At 38.7% G+C, this 19,302-nt stretch carries 15 protein-coding genes; 6 read left to right on the top strand and 9 right to left on the bottom strand.

Annotated elements, in window-relative coordinates; all coding sequences use genetic code 11:
- The first annotated feature begins 23 nt into the window (after positions 1 to 23).
- On the top strand, positions 24 to 1,049 hold the full coding sequence (locus E1140_RS20075; RefSeq protein WP_246203069.1) for a serine hydrolase domain-containing protein: 1,026 nt from the start codon (positions 24 to 26) through the stop codon (positions 1,047 to 1,049).
- A gap of 117 nt (positions 1,050 to 1,166) precedes the next feature.
- Positions 1,167 to 1,994: a M23 family metallopeptidase gene (locus E1140_RS20070; protein WP_155188379.1), complete on the top strand. Its 828-nt coding sequence runs from the start codon at positions 1,167 to 1,169 to the stop codon at positions 1,992 to 1,994.
- A gap of 158 nt (positions 1,995 to 2,152) precedes the next feature.
- Here E1140_RS20070 and E1140_RS20065 read toward each other — a convergent pair whose 3' ends face one another.
- From E1140_RS20065 to E1140_RS20040, 6 genes are all read right to left on the bottom strand, one after another.
- On the bottom strand, positions 2,153 to 3,586 hold the full coding sequence (locus tag E1140_RS20065; protein ID WP_155188377.1) for a TolC family protein: 1,434 nt from the start codon (positions 3,584 to 3,586) through the stop codon (positions 2,153 to 2,155).
- Complete coding sequence (locus E1140_RS20060; protein WP_155188375.1) at positions 3,579 to 6,758, bottom strand: efflux RND transporter permease subunit; 3,180 nt, start codon at positions 6,756 to 6,758, stop codon at positions 3,579 to 3,581. Before E1140_RS20060 ends, E1140_RS20065 begins: the two co-directional genes overlap by 8 nt.
- Before the next feature lie 25 nt (positions 6,759 to 6,783).
- Positions 6,784 to 7,869 (bottom strand): efflux RND transporter periplasmic adaptor subunit, encoded by a 1,086-nt coding sequence (locus E1140_RS20055; protein WP_155188372.1) that lies wholly within the window; start codon positions 7,867 to 7,869, stop codon positions 6,784 to 6,786.
- A gap of 151 nt (positions 7,870 to 8,020) precedes the next feature.
- The gene (locus tag E1140_RS20050; protein ID WP_155188370.1) at positions 8,021 to 8,443 is read right to left on the bottom strand and encodes a hypothetical protein; all 423 of its coding nucleotides are present in this window, start codon (positions 8,441 to 8,443) and stop codon (positions 8,021 to 8,023) included.
- Between the two features lie 224 nt (positions 8,444 to 8,667).
- Positions 8,668 to 12,672, bottom strand: a complete 4,005-nt coding sequence (locus E1140_RS20045; protein WP_155188369.1) for an AAA domain-containing protein — start codon at positions 12,670 to 12,672, stop codon at positions 8,668 to 8,670.
- 57 nt (positions 12,673 to 12,729) lie between these two features.
- Positions 12,730 to 13,473: a ComEA family DNA-binding protein gene (locus E1140_RS20040; protein ID WP_155188367.1), complete on the bottom strand. Its 744-nt coding sequence runs from the start codon at positions 13,471 to 13,473 to the stop codon at positions 12,730 to 12,732.
- Between the two features lie 211 nt (positions 13,474 to 13,684).
- Here E1140_RS20040 and hemA point away from each other — a divergent pair, with 211 nt between their 5' ends.
- The 3 genes from hemA (at position 13,685) to E1140_RS20025 (ending at position 16,490) form a co-directional block, all read left to right on the top strand.
- On the top strand, positions 13,685 to 14,950 hold the full coding sequence (hemA, locus tag E1140_RS20035) for a glutamyl-tRNA reductase (protein WP_155188365.1): 1,266 nt from the start codon (positions 13,685 to 13,687) through the stop codon (positions 14,948 to 14,950).
- An 86-nt stretch (positions 14,951 to 15,036) separates the two neighbouring features.
- Positions 15,037 to 15,810 carry a S1/P1 nuclease gene (locus E1140_RS20030; protein ID WP_155188363.1) on the top strand — a complete coding sequence of 258 codons (774 nt, stop codon included), beginning with the start codon at positions 15,037 to 15,039 and terminating at the stop codon, positions 15,808 to 15,810.
- On the top strand, positions 15,807 to 16,490 hold the full coding sequence (locus E1140_RS20025) for a DUF2461 domain-containing protein (RefSeq protein ID WP_155188361.1): 684 nt from the start codon (positions 15,807 to 15,809) through the stop codon (positions 16,488 to 16,490). Before E1140_RS20030 ends, E1140_RS20025 begins: the two co-directional genes overlap by 4 nt.
- Before the next feature lie 144 nt (positions 16,491 to 16,634).
- On the opposite strand, the gene E1140_RS20020 is transcribed toward E1140_RS20025, so the two are convergent.
- Positions 16,635 to 17,402, bottom strand: coding sequence for an exodeoxyribonuclease III (locus E1140_RS20020; protein ID WP_155188359.1), 768 nt, complete (start codon positions 17,400 to 17,402; stop codon positions 16,635 to 16,637).
- Positions 17,403 to 17,474: 72 nt separating this feature from the next.
- Here E1140_RS20020 and E1140_RS20015 point away from each other — a divergent pair, with 72 nt between their 5' ends.
- Positions 17,475 to 17,855 (top strand): group III truncated hemoglobin, encoded by a 381-nt coding sequence (locus E1140_RS20015; protein ID WP_155188357.1) that lies wholly within the window; start codon positions 17,475 to 17,477, stop codon positions 17,853 to 17,855.
- Between the two features lie 25 nt (positions 17,856 to 17,880).
- Here E1140_RS20015 and E1140_RS20010 read toward each other — a convergent pair whose 3' ends face one another.
- Together E1140_RS20010 and floA are read right to left on the bottom strand one after the other, a co-directional pair.
- On the bottom strand, positions 17,881 to 18,291 hold the full coding sequence (locus E1140_RS20010) for a hypothetical protein (RefSeq protein ID WP_155188355.1): 411 nt from the start codon (positions 18,289 to 18,291) through the stop codon (positions 17,881 to 17,883).
- Positions 18,292 to 18,304: 13 nt separating this feature from the next.
- Positions 18,305 to 19,297 carry a flotillin-like protein FloA gene (gene floA / locus E1140_RS20005; RefSeq protein WP_155188353.1) on the bottom strand — a complete coding sequence of 331 codons (993 nt, stop codon included), beginning with the start codon at positions 19,295 to 19,297 and terminating at the stop codon, positions 18,305 to 18,307.
- Positions 19,298 to 19,302: the final 5 nt, after the last annotated feature.

Raw genomic sequence — 19,302 nt, 5'->3', positions numbered from 1 at the left:
TGAATAAGAAACAAGTAAAACTAATGTTAAGAATATTATTTATTGCCGCCAGTATAGGCTCGCTATATTTTGTACCATGGATTTTGGTAAAGGCCTGGATCAAACCACTGCCTGATACTGTTCAGGAACAGTTAAATCAGACCATTGATTATGGGTTTGATGGCATGATTGTATATGTAGATCAGGAAGGAAAGCCACCAGAGTTTTACGCGGCCGGGTGGCATGACCGTAAAAACAAAATACCTGCCGATCCGAAAGCATTATTCAAAATTGCAAGTATCAGCAAGTTATATGTGGCTGTTGCAGTTGCTAAATTGGTATATGACAATCAGTTGTTTTTAGATAAAACACTGGCTGATTACATGCCAGAACTTGAAGGAAGAATTGAAAATGCTGATAAAATTACCTTGAGAATGTTGGCGCAACATAGAAGTGGCATTTCCAATTTTACAGACACGCCTGGCTATTGGGAAGCTCCACCAAAAGCCGATAGCGATAATCTTAAATTAATACTTGATAAGCCTGCCGACTATGAACCTGATAAAAAATATAGGTATTCGAATACGAATTATTTGTTGATAGGCAAAATCCTTGATAAAACATTGGGCTATAGTCATCATCAATATATCAAAAGTGAAATATTGATACCGCTTGACCTAAACCATACTTACAGTTTGCTGAGTGAAGTGAATATGGACGATGTGATGAGTGGATATTATGTGGGGTATGATGATGATCTGAAGTACAATGAATTTATAAGCCCTGCTGGCTCAATGGTGGCTACAGCAGAGGATGTGGGTATTTTCTTAAGGGCATTAAACGATGGATCGGTGTTCAAAGAAGGGGAACAGAAAATCTATTCTTCCATTTATTTTTACGAACATACAGGCCTGCTTCCTGGCTATCAAAGTATTGCCAAATACCACAAAGACATAGATGCTGTTGTTATCCAATTTAACAATACCACTGACTTTAATGGTTATGAATGGAGTTTAGCGGAAATCGCTTATAAGCGGGTTGTGAAAATAGTGAGGCGTAGAAAAGAGTAATCGTAATTCATATAGAACAATCAATTCTTATTTGGTATTATAGTCAATAGATTATTAGTAATGAGTCCTTTTTATTGAACACACCAATGAAGACTTAGATTAATTTAACAAATACCGTTGAATAAACACTTCATCATAATACCACTACTAGCCTTAACCAATTTCTGCTTTGCCCAAAAGCAGGATGATGAGCCCTATTCCTACAAAGATGACCTCACTTTTGCATGGCAGCATGATTCTTCAATCTTAAAGTTTACTGCACAAAACCAAACATTAGCACCCATTGAAGTTATTTTTTATAGCAGAGCTAATGACAAAGAGTTGAAGTCATTTTTATTGAAACCATCTGATAGTATTGTATTTCTCAACTACACAGGAAAAAAAGTAGATTCTGTATTTCGACAAGAATTTAGCGATAGTGTGCGATTAGCTTATTTTATAGGGCATAAATCCGTCATAGAACCAGATTTGGACTTTCAGTACAGACTGCCTTTCAAGGAAGGTAAAAAGTATGAAGTCAGTCAAAGCTTTAATGGCAAGGCCTCTCATAACAGTACAAGGTCCAAGTATGCCATTGACTTTCAGCTAAATGTTGGTGAACCTGTATATGCAGCCAGGGGCGGATTGGTTATCAAAGTGATTGACTGGTTCACAAAACAAGGAGGAAGAGAATTAATAAACGCTGCGAATAAAATATTGATTTTGCATGATGATGGAACTATCGCCTCTTATGTCCATCTGGATTATCACGGCAGCTTTGTTAAAGAAGGTGATATCGTTGCTATGGGAGACAAAATTGGTATATCAGGAGTAACAGGTTTTACCCGTGGGCCTCACCTGCATTTTGTTGTTCGCAAAGAAAGAGACATAGCAATACCGGTTTATTTTAAAGGATACGCTAATCAAAAATTGAAGCAGGGTAAGAGGTATAAAATAAAAGACTAAGGATTAGATATCTAATCAACTGACTTTGTAAAAAATGTTGAACCCGTCATGAATTCTGAATAAGCAAAAGCCGCTTCTGGAAAATAGAAACAAAAAAGGAGGCCCTGTATTCAGGGCCTCCTATCAAACAAAACCAGCATTGATACTAACCTTACATATCAATGCCAACCTCCTCCTAATGCCTGATACATATTTACAAAAGCACTTAGCTGTAGCTTTTTAGTTTCTATCAGCTCAAACTTAGCTTCCAAAGCCTCACGTTGTGTCAACAGCACTTCCATATAGTCAGCCCTGGCCGATCTAAACAATACTGTAGAAATAGTGATTGACTGCGTAAGCGCCTCCACCTGCTGGGCCTTCAGCTCATAGCTACTGTTCAAGTTGCTAATCAGCGATAGTTTGTTAACTACCTCTATATAAGCATTTAAAACTGCCTGCTCGTAATTATAAACTGCCTGAATCTGCGCTGCATTGGCACTCATATAGTCTGCTTTAATAGCATTTCTATTAACCAAAGGTGCCATAACATCGCCTGCCAGTGAATACAACAATGACTCTGGAGTTTTGGCAAAGTAACTTGGGCTAAATGCCTGAAAACCTACCCCGGCAGATATTCCCAATGAAGGGTAAAATCTTGCCTTGGCTACTTTCACATCAAGTTTAGCTGCTGCAAGCTCCATTTCTGCCTGTCTGATATCAGGGCGATTTTCTAACAACTGAGCAGGAATACCCGCTTGTATGGACTGAGGAACCAAATCGATAAAAGATTCTGAATCCCTCTCCACAGGCTGAGGATATCTACCCACAAGAAAATTGATCTCATTTTCAATTTCAACTATCTCCTGCTTGATATAATACTGACGGCTCTGGTTCTTCAGCACCTCAGCTTCGAACCTTCGTACAGCTAACTCGGTAACACGAGCGGCATCCTTCTGAAGCTTAACAATTTTCAAAGCATCGTTAAGAATCTTGATGTTACTCTGCACGTTTTCTAATTCATTATCAAGCGCCAACAAATCGTAATATGAATTGGCTATTTCAGCAATTAGATTAGTCACCATAAAGTTTTTACCTTCTACAGATGATAGGTACCTCATCATGGCCGACTTTTTAGCATTTCTGAGTTTCTTCCAGATGTCTACCTCCCAGTTAGCATAAGCACCAACCATAAGGTCACCCAAAGGCTCAGGAAATTCCTTGCCTTCATCTATTTCAAGGTTAGACTCAACAGCACCATTTCTGGTGTATTTGCCCACCTTGTCCACACCTGCGCCAGCTCCAATGCCCACGGAAGGGAGATATTCACCTTTCTTCGCTCTTACTTCATTTCGGGCAATTTGTATTTCCTGCAATGTGATATTCAGCTCCTGATTGTTACTCAAAGCCGTGTCTATCAAAGCAATTAGGTAAGGATCTGTAAAATAATCCTTCCACTGCAGGGTAGCGGTGCTAGTAGTATCCATAGAGGTATTAAAGCTCTCCGGAGTCTTCGTATTCACCGATTTGTCAACTAGTGTAGGAATGGTGCACGCTGTAAAGATTACAGCCGTGCACGCAACTCCCAAACACTTATTTATAATACTCTTAATCATGTTTTTCTTTCGATTTATGATGTTGTGGTAATTCTGTAAGTGGTCGATCATACTCATCCTTAATCATGCTTCGACCCTCTATCATTTTTCCGAATATGTAATACAGCCCCGGAATGATAATCACCCCGAACACCGTTCCTAGCATCATACCTCCCATTGCTGAAGAACCTATAGTTCTATTTCCAATGGCGCCAGCTCCATGAGCAATTACCAATGGTATTAATCCTGCAATAAAGGCAAAGGAAGTCATCAAAATAGGACGGAAACGGACTTTGGCACCTTCAATAGCCGCCTCGAAAATAGTTGCTCCATGGCGATGCTTTTGTACCGCGAACTCTACAATTAACACGGCATTTTTACCCAGCAGACCTACAAGCATGATTAGACCTACCTGTGCATATATGTCGTTATCTAACCCCATCAATTTGAGGAGTAGGAACGAACCAAATATTCCGACAGGTAAAGAGAATAGTACTGCCAAAGGCAGAATAAAACTCTCATACTGTGCCGCTAACACCAAATACACAAAGGCCAATACAATAATGAAGGTATAAAGCGATTCATTACCTTGTCTCGACTGGTCATATGACAGGTCTTCCCAAGCTATATCATAACCTCTCGGCAAAGTTGTGGAAGCCACTTCTCTAATGGCATCGATGGCATCACCAGTGGTAAAACCTTTAGCTGGCAACCCGCGAATGGCCGCTGAATTGTACATGTTGTAACGTGTAATCTCGTTAGGCCCCTGCTTCTTCTCGATTTTCATAAAAGAAGAATAAGGCACCATTTCACCAGCTTCATTTCGCACAAACAGTTTTAGAACATCAGAAGGAAGCCTTCTAAACTCTGGACTTGATTGTACATAAACTTTGAAGAACCGGTTGAATCTGATAAAACCCTGCTCATAGGTACTACCAATTAGGATGTTTAGGTTTTCCATGGCCTTACCAATAGAAACACCTTTCTGCATGGCAGCTTCATTATCAATAATCAACTCATATTGAGGATAGTTAGCCGCAAAGAATGTGAACAATCCTGCCAGCTCCTCGCGCTTGCGCAGGTTGTCCATAAACTCCTGGTTTATTCTATCAAACTCACGATAATCAGTAGTTGTGTTTTTATCAAGAAGCCTTAGAGAGAAACCACCTGAAGAACCAAATCCTGGTACTGCTGGTGGCTCAAAGAACTCAACTATGGCGCCAAGACCCTTTGATTTCTCCTCAAGTTCCTCCATCACCTCATGAACCGAATGATCACGATCTGACCAGTTTTTAAGGTTGATAAGACAGGTACCAGCATTGGAACCACGACCCTCGGTCATAATCTCATAACCAGCCAATGATGATACAGATTCAATATCTTCAATCTCCTCGCATATCTTCTGTAGCCTTTGAGAAACCTCATTGGTTCTTTCCAAAGTTGCCCCAGGAGGAGTTTGGATAATGGCATAGATAGTACCCTGATCTTCTCCCGGAATAAAACCTGAGGGTAGAATTTGATTCTCGAAAAATATACCAATGCAAAAGGCAATTAGAATGCCCCACGTAAGCCATCTCCTGTTTACAATAACTCTGAGTAAACCTACATATTTACCTGTCACTTTATCAAAGCCACTATTGAAAGCATCCAGTGCCTTAGTCAGTATATTTCTCTTTTTAGGCTTGCCATGATTGTTTTTCAATAGCATAGCACACAATACCGGAGTAAGTGTAAGTGCCACCAAAGCTGAGAGCACAATTGAGCTGGCCATAGTAATAGAAAACTGTCGGTAAAAAGTACCCACAGGCCCTGTCATGAAAGAGATAGGGAGAAATACAGATACCATAACCATAGTAATGGCTATAATCGCTCCACTAATCTCACGCATCACTTTTTGCACAGCTTTGTAAGGAGATATATTTTCCTCCTCCATTTTGGCATGCACAGCCTCTACTACTACAATGGCATCATCAACCACAATACCTATCGCCAATACAAGAGCAAAAAGTGTAACCAGATTGATAGAAAGTCCAAAAAACTGCATTACGAAAAATGCTCCTATCAATGAAACAGGCACCGCTAATATTGGAATTAATGTAGAGCGCCAATCACCAAGGAAAACAAACACCACCAGAGCAACAAGTATGAAAGCATCTCTTAAAGTATGGGTTACCTGCTCAATAGAGGCATCCAAAAATTGTGATACGTCATAAGAGATCTTATAGTCAACCCCTGGAGGAAATTCTGCCTCCATCTCCTTAAGCTTAGCCTTCACCTCCTTAATTACATCACTGGCATTACTACCATAATTCTGCTTCAATACAATAGCTGCTGAAGGATGACCATCCAAATTGGAATAAATATCAAAAAACTCACTGCCTAACTCTACCTTGGCAATATCTCCAAGGTGAATGCTCTCACCTTCAGAATTGGCTCTGATAATAATGCCTTCATATTCTTCAGGTTTGTTAAACCTACCCTTGTAAGTCAAAACATACTCCAGCGACTGAGCTTCAATACCAGAGCTTTGCCCTAATCGCCCCGGGCGACCAACAATACTCTGCTCTTGCATGGCCTCCATTACCTCTTCAATGGAGATGTTATAAGCACGCATACGGTCAGGATTGAGCCAAACACGCATGGCATAGGTTCTACTCCCCAATATTTGTGTTCTTGCTACACCCTTGATCCTGTTGATTTCAGGAATCATGTTCACATTAGCATAGTTGTACAAGAACTTTTCATCCATGTGTTCATCTGTACTATAGAGGTTGACATACATCAACATACTTGGCTGGATAGGCGTAATAATCACCCCTTCACGTTGCACCAGTTCGGGCAGCAAAGGCATGACCTGATCGACCCGGGTCTTCACCCGAATAACGGCCTGATTGGGATCAGTACCAGGTTCAAAGATTACCCTAAGAGTAGCCTCACCAGCACTAGTAGCATCGGTAGCCATATAACGCATACCCTGCACACCATTAATAGAGTTTTCTAATGTGATGAGGGTAGATTTTACCAATACATCAGCACTAGAACCAGGGTAAGCAATAAAAATATTTACTGTTGTGGGAGCAATTTGTGGGAATTGCGAAATCGGTAACTGCTTGATAGCCAGCGTTCCTGTAAAGACCAGAATAATGGAAATTACAATGGCGAAAACCGGTCTATGAATAATTTTACTAAACATTTCTTTTGTAGTTTGGGATACTTAATTATTCAGCATAGAGGCTCAAATGCGAGATCGCATAATCGGGCTCTACGAATTCATAGCTTATTTCGTCATTTTGTCTTACCAGACGTAGTCCTTCAAGCAGCAGTTTATCGTCTTCTTTCAAACCACCCTCAACTATATAAATATGTGGCAATTCAGCAGCAACCTGAATCTCTCTTGACTTGATAGTATTATGCTCGTCAATCACATAAACATATCTTTTATCAAGGATTTCAAAAGTTGCCTTCTGTGGAATCAGCATGGCGTTTTTGTATGGCACTTTCATCAATATATTACCTGTTTCACCATGTCTTAGCAGACCTTTAGGATTAGGAAAAGTGGCTCTGAAAGCAATATTTCCCGTCTCGTTATTAAAGTCAGCTTCTATCGTTTCAATCTTGCCTGGATATTGGAACACTTTATTGTTTGCCATCATCAGGTTCACTTCGATAAGACTATCTTTATTAATAGTCGTTTTGTAATCCAAATATTCAGCCTCGGGTACATTAAAGTAAACCCACATTTTGCTGTTATCAGATAAGCTGGTAAGCAGTTCACCTTCATCAACAAGACTTCCTATTCTTACATGAAAACGGTCCATTATACCATCAAAAGGCGCTTTTATCCTTGTGAAACCAAGGTGCACCTGAGCAAGTGATACTTCGGCTTTGGCCTTATCAAATTTGGCTTTGGCCAACGCCAACTCATTTTTAGATACCACATTACTGTCTGCTAGTGACTTGGTATTTAAAAATTCTATTTCAGCGAAATTAGCTTCCGCCTGAGCTTTCTGCAGTTCAGCTTCATAAAGCATCGGCATAACCTGAAACATAGGCTGCCCCTTCTTAACTAACTGCCCTTCATCTACAAATACGCTTTGCAAGTAGCCTTTTTCTAAAGCTCTTACTTCAATATGATTAACAGAATGGATCTGACATACATAATCTTTAGTAATAGATGTATCCATTCTGGCAGGACTAGTTACCAAAAATTTGGTTTCCTCTTCCGTATGTTCACCATGACCCGAGTTGCAGCTTGTATTATATATCAATGCACCAAAACCCATGATTAAGAGAATTCTCTTCATTGTTTTAAATATTTATTAACCAATAAAATTTTATGATTATTGTGAAGTGCATATAGCACAACACAAACGCCTGTTTAGCTTAAGCTATCGAATACAGGATGTTAAGAAAACAGGATTATTGTCAGGCAATGAAAAGCCTGAAAAGGTTAAATCATATTAAGAAAACCCCAAGCTCAATATTGAGGGGTTCTTCAGAAGAGTAGTAAGAACTGCGCTCATAGAATAATAAGCGGCTCTTGATAAAATGGGAATAAAATAAGGCCTGCTTTGTATCAAGAAGGACAACATAGAAATCACTGATCTCTAATAATTTTTTGGAAGAAGACTCTTTGTTCTCTTCAACCTCCTCTTCTTCTGCAAACTCAATAGGGTCTTTGCTTTTTTCCCTTTCAGTACTTGAAGTTAGAATGCCAGGATTAGCTGCATGATTATGAATAATGTTGAAATGTGTTTGCTGTTGGGCACTGGCATCAGCCGCAAAAGAATCATGAACAGCATGGGCAGAGAGGTAGCCGTATCCACTCAAAAGAAGGATACAAAGTGAAAGAAAATATCTAGCGGCTACTTTAACCATTAAGCGCAAAGTTGCATCAACTTAAAATTATAACCAAACAGCAATTATTGAATTTTGCGCAAACCCATTGACTTAACTAATTGTAATTCAGAATTATAAGGTATAACAAACGATTGAACCTATCATTATTACTATGTAAGATTAATTGTCAAATATTTGATAAAATGATGAATTTTTAGCAAAAATCAATTCCTACCATAAGTTAATCATAAAATATTCTTGGCCTAAGAACCCTCTATAAATCTCATTATAGTTTCCTGAACTTGCTGGCGATGGCTCCACCACTCACGACTAAAAAAGCCTCTAAATCGCCAGTGTTTTTTACTTAGGGTAAAAGGGGTATAAACATGAATGTCTTTAATAGAAGGGCTTTCAAAGTAAAGCTCATCATCCGTCATTATTAAAGCCTGATAATCACCCTTGCACTTTACGGTAATATCGGCAAATGGTAACTCTTCAGAAAGCTGTACCGAATCAATCTGCTCAGAGGTCCACTTCTGTAAGGCTGTTTTAAGGTACCAATCAGGACGATGGCCTTTTGTTTCTGGCAATGAGGGAGTGAATTTTCCATTACTGACATGATGAGCATATTCCAAATACTTCTTAAGCAACTTTGGCCCTTCATTTTTGCTATCCTCAACCTTCAGCTGATTTGGCATTATACTACTTACAATTACAACTTTTTCACGAGCCCTTGTTACTGCTACATTCAATCTATTTTCACCATGAACAGCATTTAAGCTACCAAACTGCATGTTCATTTTACCCTTTTCATCAGGAGCATAGGCAGTAGAAAAGATGATCACATCCTTCTCATCTCCCTGCACATTTTCAATATTCTTAACAAACCAGCCTTCTGGCCACAACACGGCTCTTTCAATAAATTTCTCATCTATTTTATCCAGAATATGCTGCTGTTGCTTAGCATTAAAAGTAACAACGCCAACTTGTTTCTGCTGGTCCTCCTTAGCCAGATCAAGTAACATTTCTACTACTTTCAAAGCTTCAATGTCATTGACATTACCTTCCCAAACACCATCTACTTTATGATACTCAATACCAGGAACTTTACTATTAACCACATCAAAATCAGGAAGCAGTTTCAATTTACCTCCATAAAAATGCTTGTTAGAAAAATCAATAAGATCTAACGATCGGCTCCTGTAATGACCATTCAACTGAATCCCCATCAAATATCTATCGGCCAGCTCGAGTAGAGAATCCACCTCCAGATCAGGACTGTCATTTTCATCATCGTAGCGCGCCTGATACAGGTCATTAGGACGAAGCTGCATGCTATCTCCAGCAATTAGCACCTTATTACCACGGTACATGGCTGGTATACCGCGCTCTGAAAAACATTGAGAAGCCTCATCAAAAATGACAAGATCAAAAATCTCATGCATAGGAAATATTGCTGACACTGCCTCGGGACTCGCCAGCCAGCAAGGCACCAAATCAAACAACTCCTCTTGATACTCAGCCACCACCTTTCTAATCGGCCAAACCCTGCGCTTTTTCGTTACCTGATGATATAAATCACGATAAGTGACCATATTATTGAGCCTATTATGCGTAGCATTGGCATAGGTTCTTTCGCGAGATCGCAGCAGCAACATATCATTACTGACCATCAATTTTTCCTTGACAAGGTTCTGTAATTCAGCTTCCAGCTTATGAAATTTACGAGAAGACACAGAACGAAGAATTGGAAACTTGGTCTCAATATGCTCTATCCAGGCTAGTCTTAAGCTGTTCTGAAATATTTTCTCCAATGTCTGTGACTCAGTAATATCAGTTTCCTGAATTAGCTTATCAATGGCTTTTATCTCGTGAACAGCCATTTCATTTTTTACTCTATCAAATTCACACAGCTCCTCAAAATCAGTTTTAAGTGTTTCCTTTAGTCGGTTTACATACTCAGGTTTCCGCTCTACAGCTGTAATCTGACTATCAGTAAGATAAATCAGCCATCTTTCCTTCTTTTGTGGTATTTCCTTTATGATTTGAAATAACTGTTCTATTCCATCTTTAAGCTCAGTATATTCCATCTTTTGCACACTGAAATACTGCTTAAAGTTTCTAAGCGAATTAAAGATCAGTTTTGACTTAATGGTCAGCTTCAGCAGATGAAACCAAGTCTGAAAATGCACCTTCTCATAGCTTGTAGGCACATCAGGTACCCATTCTCTGGATTTGAGTTTTGTAAGGTTGTGCTCGAGGTTTAACCTGTTGTCAATACGTTCAACCAATGTTCTAAAGCCTTCCCTGTTTCGTTTCAAACCATTTTCAACAAGTACTCTTTTAATGAGGTACTTATCTTTTGAAAACAATCTCCACTTTACTAAACGAAACAAACTTCTGCGCGCATCGATATTACGCTGCAAAGTCTCTTGAAACTTGCCGAGCTGATCTGAAGGGAGTGAAACTTCCGGGCCCTCGCCCTTGTAACACTCCATCAAAACCCTTTCAATATTTGATAACCACAGCGTACTGGTCTCTGCATCACTAAATCCTGACAAATGCTGAAAGTAGCTATAGGCCTTATCATTCTTCAATGTACCGAGCATCTCTACAATAAAATCTCGCTTGCTCAGCATAAACTCAAAGTCTTCGAGTGTAAGCCTGAAGCCTACAATTTCCTCTGCTCGTTTAGCAATTTCCTCCTGATATGAAGGAATTTCGTCTAGAATTTCATTGATTGTCCGCTGGTCTCCGACACTATAATTCTCGAATGAGCGCCTGTCAAACCATTCATAGTCTGGCCTTCCAAATGCCTGAATATGCTCTGCATAATCCTTAAGATGGAGAATAAAGTTATCCAGCTCATTGATCTTGAACTGTGTATATTCTTGTTTGAAATTGATAGCCTCACCCTCCAAATCAGAGGTAAGGTAAAGTTCCTTGACTGAAGCCCCTGCTTCGCTTTCATCAAACAGAGCAAACTTAAACTCTTCCAGCTCTTCAGTAATCTGATCAATGCGCCTACTGATCTGTAAAAATTTTCTTTCGAGTTGAATGGCATCCAATCCATTGTTGAGCATCTTATACTCATCAATTCTATCAACCTGACTCGCTATTTTTTCAAATATGGTTTTTCTGTCATTCTTAAAATCATGAACAAGCCCCATAAAAGGAGTCATCTCCTTCTCATGCATTCTATTGTAAACCACATCAAGTGCCGCCCGTTTTTGGCTCACTACCAGCACCTTTTTACCAGTTGCAATATGGTCTGATATTAGATTACAGATCAGCTGTGATTTACCGGTACCCGGAGGCCCCTGCACTACAACAGAATTACCTTTCTTTATTGCTTTAAGTGCATTCTCCTGATGGGCATCCATCTTAAATGGTGTAAAGGTCTTTTCTTCTTCAACACTATCAAGAAATGAATATCGCTTATAAACTGATGCCTCTTCCTTTGGTGTTCTGCCAATAAAAAACTCCTCAACATCCTGAACAGAATTATTGCTCAGCAGGGTATTATAATCTGGCACAAGGTATGACCCTGACTGCGGAAATATACCCAACACAGCCTCTGGGAATAGCTTCAACTCACCATCACCATGCTTTTCAAGAAAATCTGCCTTCTTGTAGTCTTCAAACTTCTGCAGGTCATCCTGAAAATTATCCTGATTAAAATTCAGCTCTATATCACTGTCTTTAAAAAGCTGATATAAAGATGTTCTGAAAACAGTACTGTCAGTATCAAAATCTTCAAGGTTTCTATCAAGGAAATCATCTGAGATTTTTACGCCATTATAATGACCATATGCCAATAGAAAAGACTTATTCAATGAGGCCCCTTCATCTGCACGCGGTTTAAGAATCCACTTTCCATTGGTTAAATCAAGATCAACCGGAAAAAATAATAATGGCGCACGCACTGGCGTACCGTCAGAAAGTTTGCCCTTTACAAATGGCCATCCCACATAAAGGTCTTTTGAACCACGCTCATCATAGATGAACTTTTCGGTTCTCGATATCTTTTTTAGCTGATTGCTTAATCTGTTAGTTTCCTCATCTCTGCTATCAAATTGTTGACAAAGTGTATGTCTATGTCCACCAATAAGAGATTCAATAATCCCGAAAGGACCATTTTTATTAACAAACTGCAAATCCTTGATATCTAGATATTGATCTTTATTCAACCTTAAAAGCAACAGAGATCTGTTGTTGGCTGATAGATTGGTCAGTCGTTTTAAATATGATTTGAGGACATCTAGCATAAGGAGAAACCAAGTAACCAAAAAATAATAAATAATTGAGACACTCCCGTGTATTAATTACGGTTCTTGAAATTTAATATATGGGGTTATTTGCTGCAGCTTTAACGAATCTAATCGGTGAATATTCTGTAAGTCAGCTACTTGGTTAAATGGTCCGTGCTGAAACCGGTAATTAATAATTGCTTTTGCTAAAGTTCTTGAAATGTAAGGATGCTTGGATAGGCTGTATTCATCCGCCTTATTGATGTCTATTTGCTCTGGTGTAAATGCTACCGACAATGTAGATACAGAATCAAGCGCAAGAATGACCGAATCCTTTAAGCCATAAACTTCCTTTAATTGCCCCTTGTTGGTAAACCCTCCTAAAAGATCGCGGTATTTAATGATCCTTTTAGATAGAACACTGCCTATTCCTCTTATTTGCTTAAAGTTTATAGTATCAGCAGAATTTAAGTCAAAGGTTTCTATTTTAACTTTATATACCTTTTTCTCGGGCTTTCTGTCAGCTCTTTCTGTAGACTCAAATCGCTTGCTTTTAAATTTATTGTAGCGATGGACAACGTAAGGTTCGATATCTCCAGAAGAGGAGTCGATGATAATTGACTTTCTCCAAACTGCCACCAGGCTATCTAATACCAGCTGATCTTCAATCAGCAACTCCACATTTTGAGCCTTATAATTACGATACCAATAGGGTGAAACAATGAATAGAAACACTAAAGGAATCAGAATTATCATACCATTGGCTTCGGTTTTAGATATTCCTAATTGACTTCTTAACCAATGATTAATTCTATTCAATTCTACTAAATTATTTATTATTCAAACTAATCATTATTTATTTATATATCAATAAAATCACAAACTGATTTTTATCATTTAAATATCTGATCGGAAGGAGGTTAATAAGTATTGAGCCTTTTTATATTTGTCAGATGTAATAATTTGAATGCATTCTAAATTATCGTGGGTGTTTTCAAAACAATTCATAACTGATTAGATTTGCAAGTTCATGGAGAATACCTTCAAAGTCACCGGACTATCATTTAAAAGCACACCTATCGAGGTGCGTGAGAAGCTGGCATTGGATGAAATTCAGGCCAAGGAATTGATGCAGTTTATTAATAATAATACTGCTGCTACTGACATCCTGATACTTTCTACCTGTAATAGAACTGAAATTTATTATAACTTCAGTACTGACCTTAACAATGAAATTGCTACCGGGCTTGCTTTGATCAAAGGTGTTGACAAAGGTATTGTTGCATCATATTTATCGTGCATTGCAGAAAATCATGATGCGGTGAAGCACCTTTTTAATGTCTCTATGGGGCTGGATGCTCAGGTGGTTGGAGATATTCAGATCTCTAATCAGGTGAAAAAAGCCTATCAATGGAGTGCTGATGAAAACACAGCAGGTCCATTTTTGCATAGGTTAATGCACACAATCTTCTATGCTAACAAACGTGTAGTTCAGGAAACATCATTCAGAGATGGTGCGGCTTCTGTATCATATGCTACTAAAGAATTAATCGAAGATATTACTGCTGAAATTGCAAATCCTAAGATATTGATCCTTGGTTTAGGTGAGATTGGCCAAGACGTTTGCAGAAATTTTGTAGGCAGTAAAAAGGATATAGTTATTGCTAACCGTACGGCAGCAAAAGCTGAATCATTGGGTGCTGAATGTGGCTTCCCAACACTTGCTTTCGAAGCAGCTCTAAGCGACCTTTCTACTTTTGATGTTGTCGTTTGCTCTGTTGCCAGGGATGAACCAACAATTACTAAAGGAAGTGTTTCTCAGATAGAAATATTAACTCCAAAGTTCTTCATTGACCTTTCTGTTCCAAGGAGTATTGAGATGACCATTGAAGATGTGCCAGGCGCATTACTTTACAACATTGATAATATCCAGAGTAAAGCTTCAGAAACACTGAACAAGCGAATAGCTGCGGTTCCTGATGTTGAAAACATCATCAATGAGTCGTTAGTCGATTTTGAAGATTGGTCAAAAGAAATGATAGTTTCTCCTACTATCAAAAAACTAAAGGGAGCTTTAGAAAACATCCGTCAGGAAGAAATTCAGCGTTATTTAAAAGATGCTTCTAGCGATGAGGCTAAGGTTGTTGACACAGTAACGAAAAGCATGATGCAGAAAATCATGAAGTTGCCAGTATTACAGCTTAAAGCAGCATGTAAAAGAGGTGAAGCTGAAACCTTGATAGACGTACTGAATGACTTATTCGATTTGGATAAGGAGTCAGAACCGTCTAAATAAAAAAATCAAATTTTATATACACATCATTATTTATTAACAACCGTTAATAATGTTTTTGATATTTTTAGCTTTTCAAAGAGTAAGACATGATTAGAGTTAGAGTAATCGCATTTTTATTAATCACAATTTTTAGTGCTGAGCAAGCATTTTCATGGGGACAAATTGGACACCGAACTGTTGGGCTAGTGGCACAGAAGCACCTCAAAAAGAAAACAAAAAAGAAGCTTAAAGAGCTACTTTTTCATGAGTCACTTGCTATTATTAGCGTTTGGATGGACGATCAGAAATCTAATCCAGATTTCAGGCATGCGAGTGACTGGCATTGGGTAACTATTCCAGAAGGAAAAACCTATGCAGAAACCGAAAAGAACGAAAATGGAGATGTAATACAGACCATTAATAGAGTTATAGAAGAACTAAAATCGGGAACGCTTACCAAAGAGCAAGAGGTTATGAATCTCAAAATACTAGTTCATCTTGTAGGCGATATTCATCAGCCATTGCACGTAGGCACAGGTGAAGATATCGGAGGCAATGCCGTCAAGGTAAGCTGGTTTGGTGAAGATTCTAACCTCCATAGGATTTGGGATTCAGACATGATTCAAAGCAAAGAATTTAGCTATACTGAATTGGCTTCTTCTATAGATCATGTCGATCCGAACATTATCAAACTTTGGCAACAGGATGATGTGCTTGTCTGGGCAAAAGAATCGATGGACTTAAGAAAGCAAGTTTACAATCTACCAGAAAACAAAAGACTTGGCTACCAATATAGGTATGATAACTGGCCAACAGTGGAAAAAAGACTTCAGCAAGCCGGTATAAGATTGGCGGGGATCCTTAATGATATCTATTCATGAGTTCCATCGATCCATTCGTCTTCAAGTTCCTGAATAACCTCAGAAAGAATAACAACAGAGATTGGTTTGGTGAAAATAAAGACAAGTATGTCGCAGCGCATAAGTCCGTAATTTCATTTGCCGATGATCTCTTATCTGAGATGAAGAAACACGATGACATTGAAACAGTGTCAGGGAAAAAATCACTTTTCAGAATTTATAGGGATGTCAGGTTCTCTAAAGATAAATCACCCTACAAAACCCATTTTAGTGGGTCTTTTAAAAGAGGAACTAAATGGCTCCGCGGTGGCTACTATTTTCACCTGGAGCCAGGCAATGTATTGATAGGAGGAGGATTCTTTTCTCCTTCTAAAGAAGATCTTCAAAGAATTAGAGAAGAAATAGTTGAAGATCAAGAGCCAATGCGCCAAATCTTAAGTGACAAACAGTTCAAAAAGCATTTTGGACAACTTCAGGGTGAACAATTAAAAACTGCCCCAAAAGGATTTGATAAAGAGCACCCTGCCATTGATTTGATCAGGTATAAGCAATTCTACTTTGTGAGCCACTTTAGCGATGAAGAAGCAAATAGTAAAGGTTTTGCTCAAAAGGTATCAGAGCGATTTGCGCTTCTACGTCCTTATTTCAATTACATGAGCGAAGTGCTGACTACAGACGCTAACGGATTACCTATAGTATAAAAAAAGGCGTCTGGTTAGGACGCCCTTTCGGTTTGGTTTACAGGTTGAATTAATATTTTACTTCGCAATATGTGAGAAAAAATCTACAATCCAAAAAGTGTCATTCTCTATGCCATGTAGCGTAATCACACTATTTCTCGAAAATCATATTTTGATAGTAATGCTAATTGGGCAATGATCAGAGCCCATAAATTCATTATGGATTTCAGCGGCCTCCACCTTCTCCATAAGTGATTGATTTACAAGGAAATAATCAATTCTCCAGCCAACATTTCTGCTTCTTGCATTGAACATATAATTCCAATAACTGTATTTTACTTCATCTGGATGCATATTTCTAAAAGAATCTACAAATCCGTTTTCCAAATAAGTTTCAAAGCCATCGATCTCTCGCTGAGTGTACCCGGCTGACTTATTGTAGTTTTCTTTCGCTCTGGCGATGTCAATTTCCTGATGTGCGACATTAAGATCACCGCAAAGAATTACTGGTTTCTTATTTTCTAAATTCTTTAAATAATGCAAAAATTGCTTATCCCAATCTTCGCGATAATCGAGACGTTTTAGGCCTGCTCCGGAGTTTGGGGTATATACGTTTACCAAGAAGAATTTTTCAAATTCCGCAGTATTCACACGCCCTTCCTGATCATGCTCCTCAATACCAATGTCATGTGTAACATTCACCACCTTTTCCTTAGTTACAATAGCTGTGCCCGAATAGCCCTTTCTGGCCTTAGAGTAATTAACATAACTTGTATAATCATCAAATATCTGAAGTGCAGTTTGCGCCTCCTCTAAAGGCGCCTTAGTTTCCTGAAGACAAAAGACATCAGGACTTAACGCATCAATACTATTCTTAAAGTCTTTCTTTATAATGGCTCGGATGCCATTCACATTCCAGGAAACTATTTTCATGATTATTTACTTTAGGTTACATGCAAATTGACCCAATCAGGTAATATTGTCAATGTTTAAGACAAATAATTAATGGGCGACATTTCAAACCGGAAGGATATAGAGTCACTAATGGATTCCTTCTATCAAAAGGTGATAAATAATAAAGACATTGGTTTTCTATTTACCGATGTAGCCAAGTTGAATTTGAAAAAACACCTGCCCATTATCTGCGATTTTTGGGAGAGTACTCTTTTTCAAAAGACAATATACAAGGGCAATGTGCTGGCTGTTCATCAAGACCTGAATGAGCAACATGCCTTAACCGAACAACACTTTCAAGTCTGGCTTGAGGTATTCAATACAACGGTAGATGAGTTATTTAAGGGCAACAATGCAGAGCAAATTAAGATCAGGGCTTTGTCAATTGCTACCGTGATGAGGAGTAAGATTTTACATTGGCCAAAAGCCTAATATTTGACAAGCATCCTGTAATTAGCTATTTCATTGGTTCTAGAAATATCATTTCTGAATTATCTGGATCCAATGAATCATACTTTACCTTAAACTTATCTCCAATTTCAATTTCAACATTGACGTTTATCTTCTGACTTCCGGTGTGTTTTTCACCATTAATTAAATACTGGTATTTAGCCCAATCACCTCTACTTTTTCGATGCTGTTTCCCAATTACTGTCCCAATCACGTATTTAGAATGTCCTTCCAGCGAAAGCGTGTGTGTTTTTTGATCATAAAACCCCCAAGACAACAGAATTGCGATGATTAACAAGATCAGTAAATACCCATATTTCTTAATAAAAGAACTTCTCTTGCCCGACATGTGATCTAGAATACTAATAATACTTTTGTAAAACATAGAAAGGCGCCCATGAGGCGCCTTTCTTATCATCAATTAAGCTTTATTACTCTCCCTTACCTTTCGATTTAGAAGATCCTTTTCCAGGTTTTGCGATAGACTCTCGCATATCAGTATCAGCCTGGATATTATCCATTTTGTAGTAATCCATGATGCCCAGATTACCCTGTCTAAAGGCTTCGGCCATAGCTTTTGGCACTTCAGCCTCAGCTTCAATTACTTTTGCTCTTGCCTCCTGTGCTTTCGCCTTCATCTCTTGCTCTACTGCTACAGCCATGGCTCTACGCTCTTCAGCCTTAGCCTCCGCCACTTTAAGATCAGCACTAGCCTGATCGGTTTGAAGTTTCGCTCCAATATTAGCACCCACATCTACATCCGCAATATCAATTGAGAGTATCTCAAATGCAGTACCTGCGTCCAGACCTCTTTGCAATACCAGCTTAGAAATTTTATCAGGATTCTCTAATACATTTTTGTGTGACTCTGCAGAACCAATAGAAGTTACAATACCTTCACCAACTCTGGCAAGAATAGTATCTTCTCCGGCACCACCAACCAACTGCTGGATATTAGCTCTTACGGTTACTCTTGCAATAGCAATCAGCTGAATACCATCAGCGGCAACAGCTGCTACTTTAGGTGTGGTTATCACCTTTGGGTTTACAGATATCTGCACCGCCTCAAATACATCACGACCTGCAAGGTCAATAGCCGTAGCCTGTTTAAAAGTCAAGTTGATATTCGCCTTGTCAGCAGAAATCAATGCCTTAATAACTGAAGGCACATGACCACCAGCCAAGTAGTGAGTTTCTAATTCTTTTGTACTAACAATAAGTCCCGCTTTAGTAGCTGTAATCATTGAATTTACAACTACTCCTGGTGGCACTTTTCGTATTCTCATGAACATAAGCTCAAATAAGCCTACATTAACATTTGAGAAACGGGCTGTAATCCATAGCCCTACTGGGATAAAATAGATGAATATAAAAAAGCCTATTATGCCCAGAAAAATAATCGCAATTAATCCGAATTCTTCCATTAGTT

It is taken from the genome of Fulvivirga lutimaris (genome assembly GCF_009711525.1).
GTDB classification, from domain to species: domain Bacteria; phylum Bacteroidota; class Bacteroidia; order Cytophagales; family Cyclobacteriaceae; genus Fulvivirga; species Fulvivirga lutimaris.
Note: the sequence above shows the minus strand (reverse complement) of the source record. Positions and strands in the feature narration are given on the sequence as shown.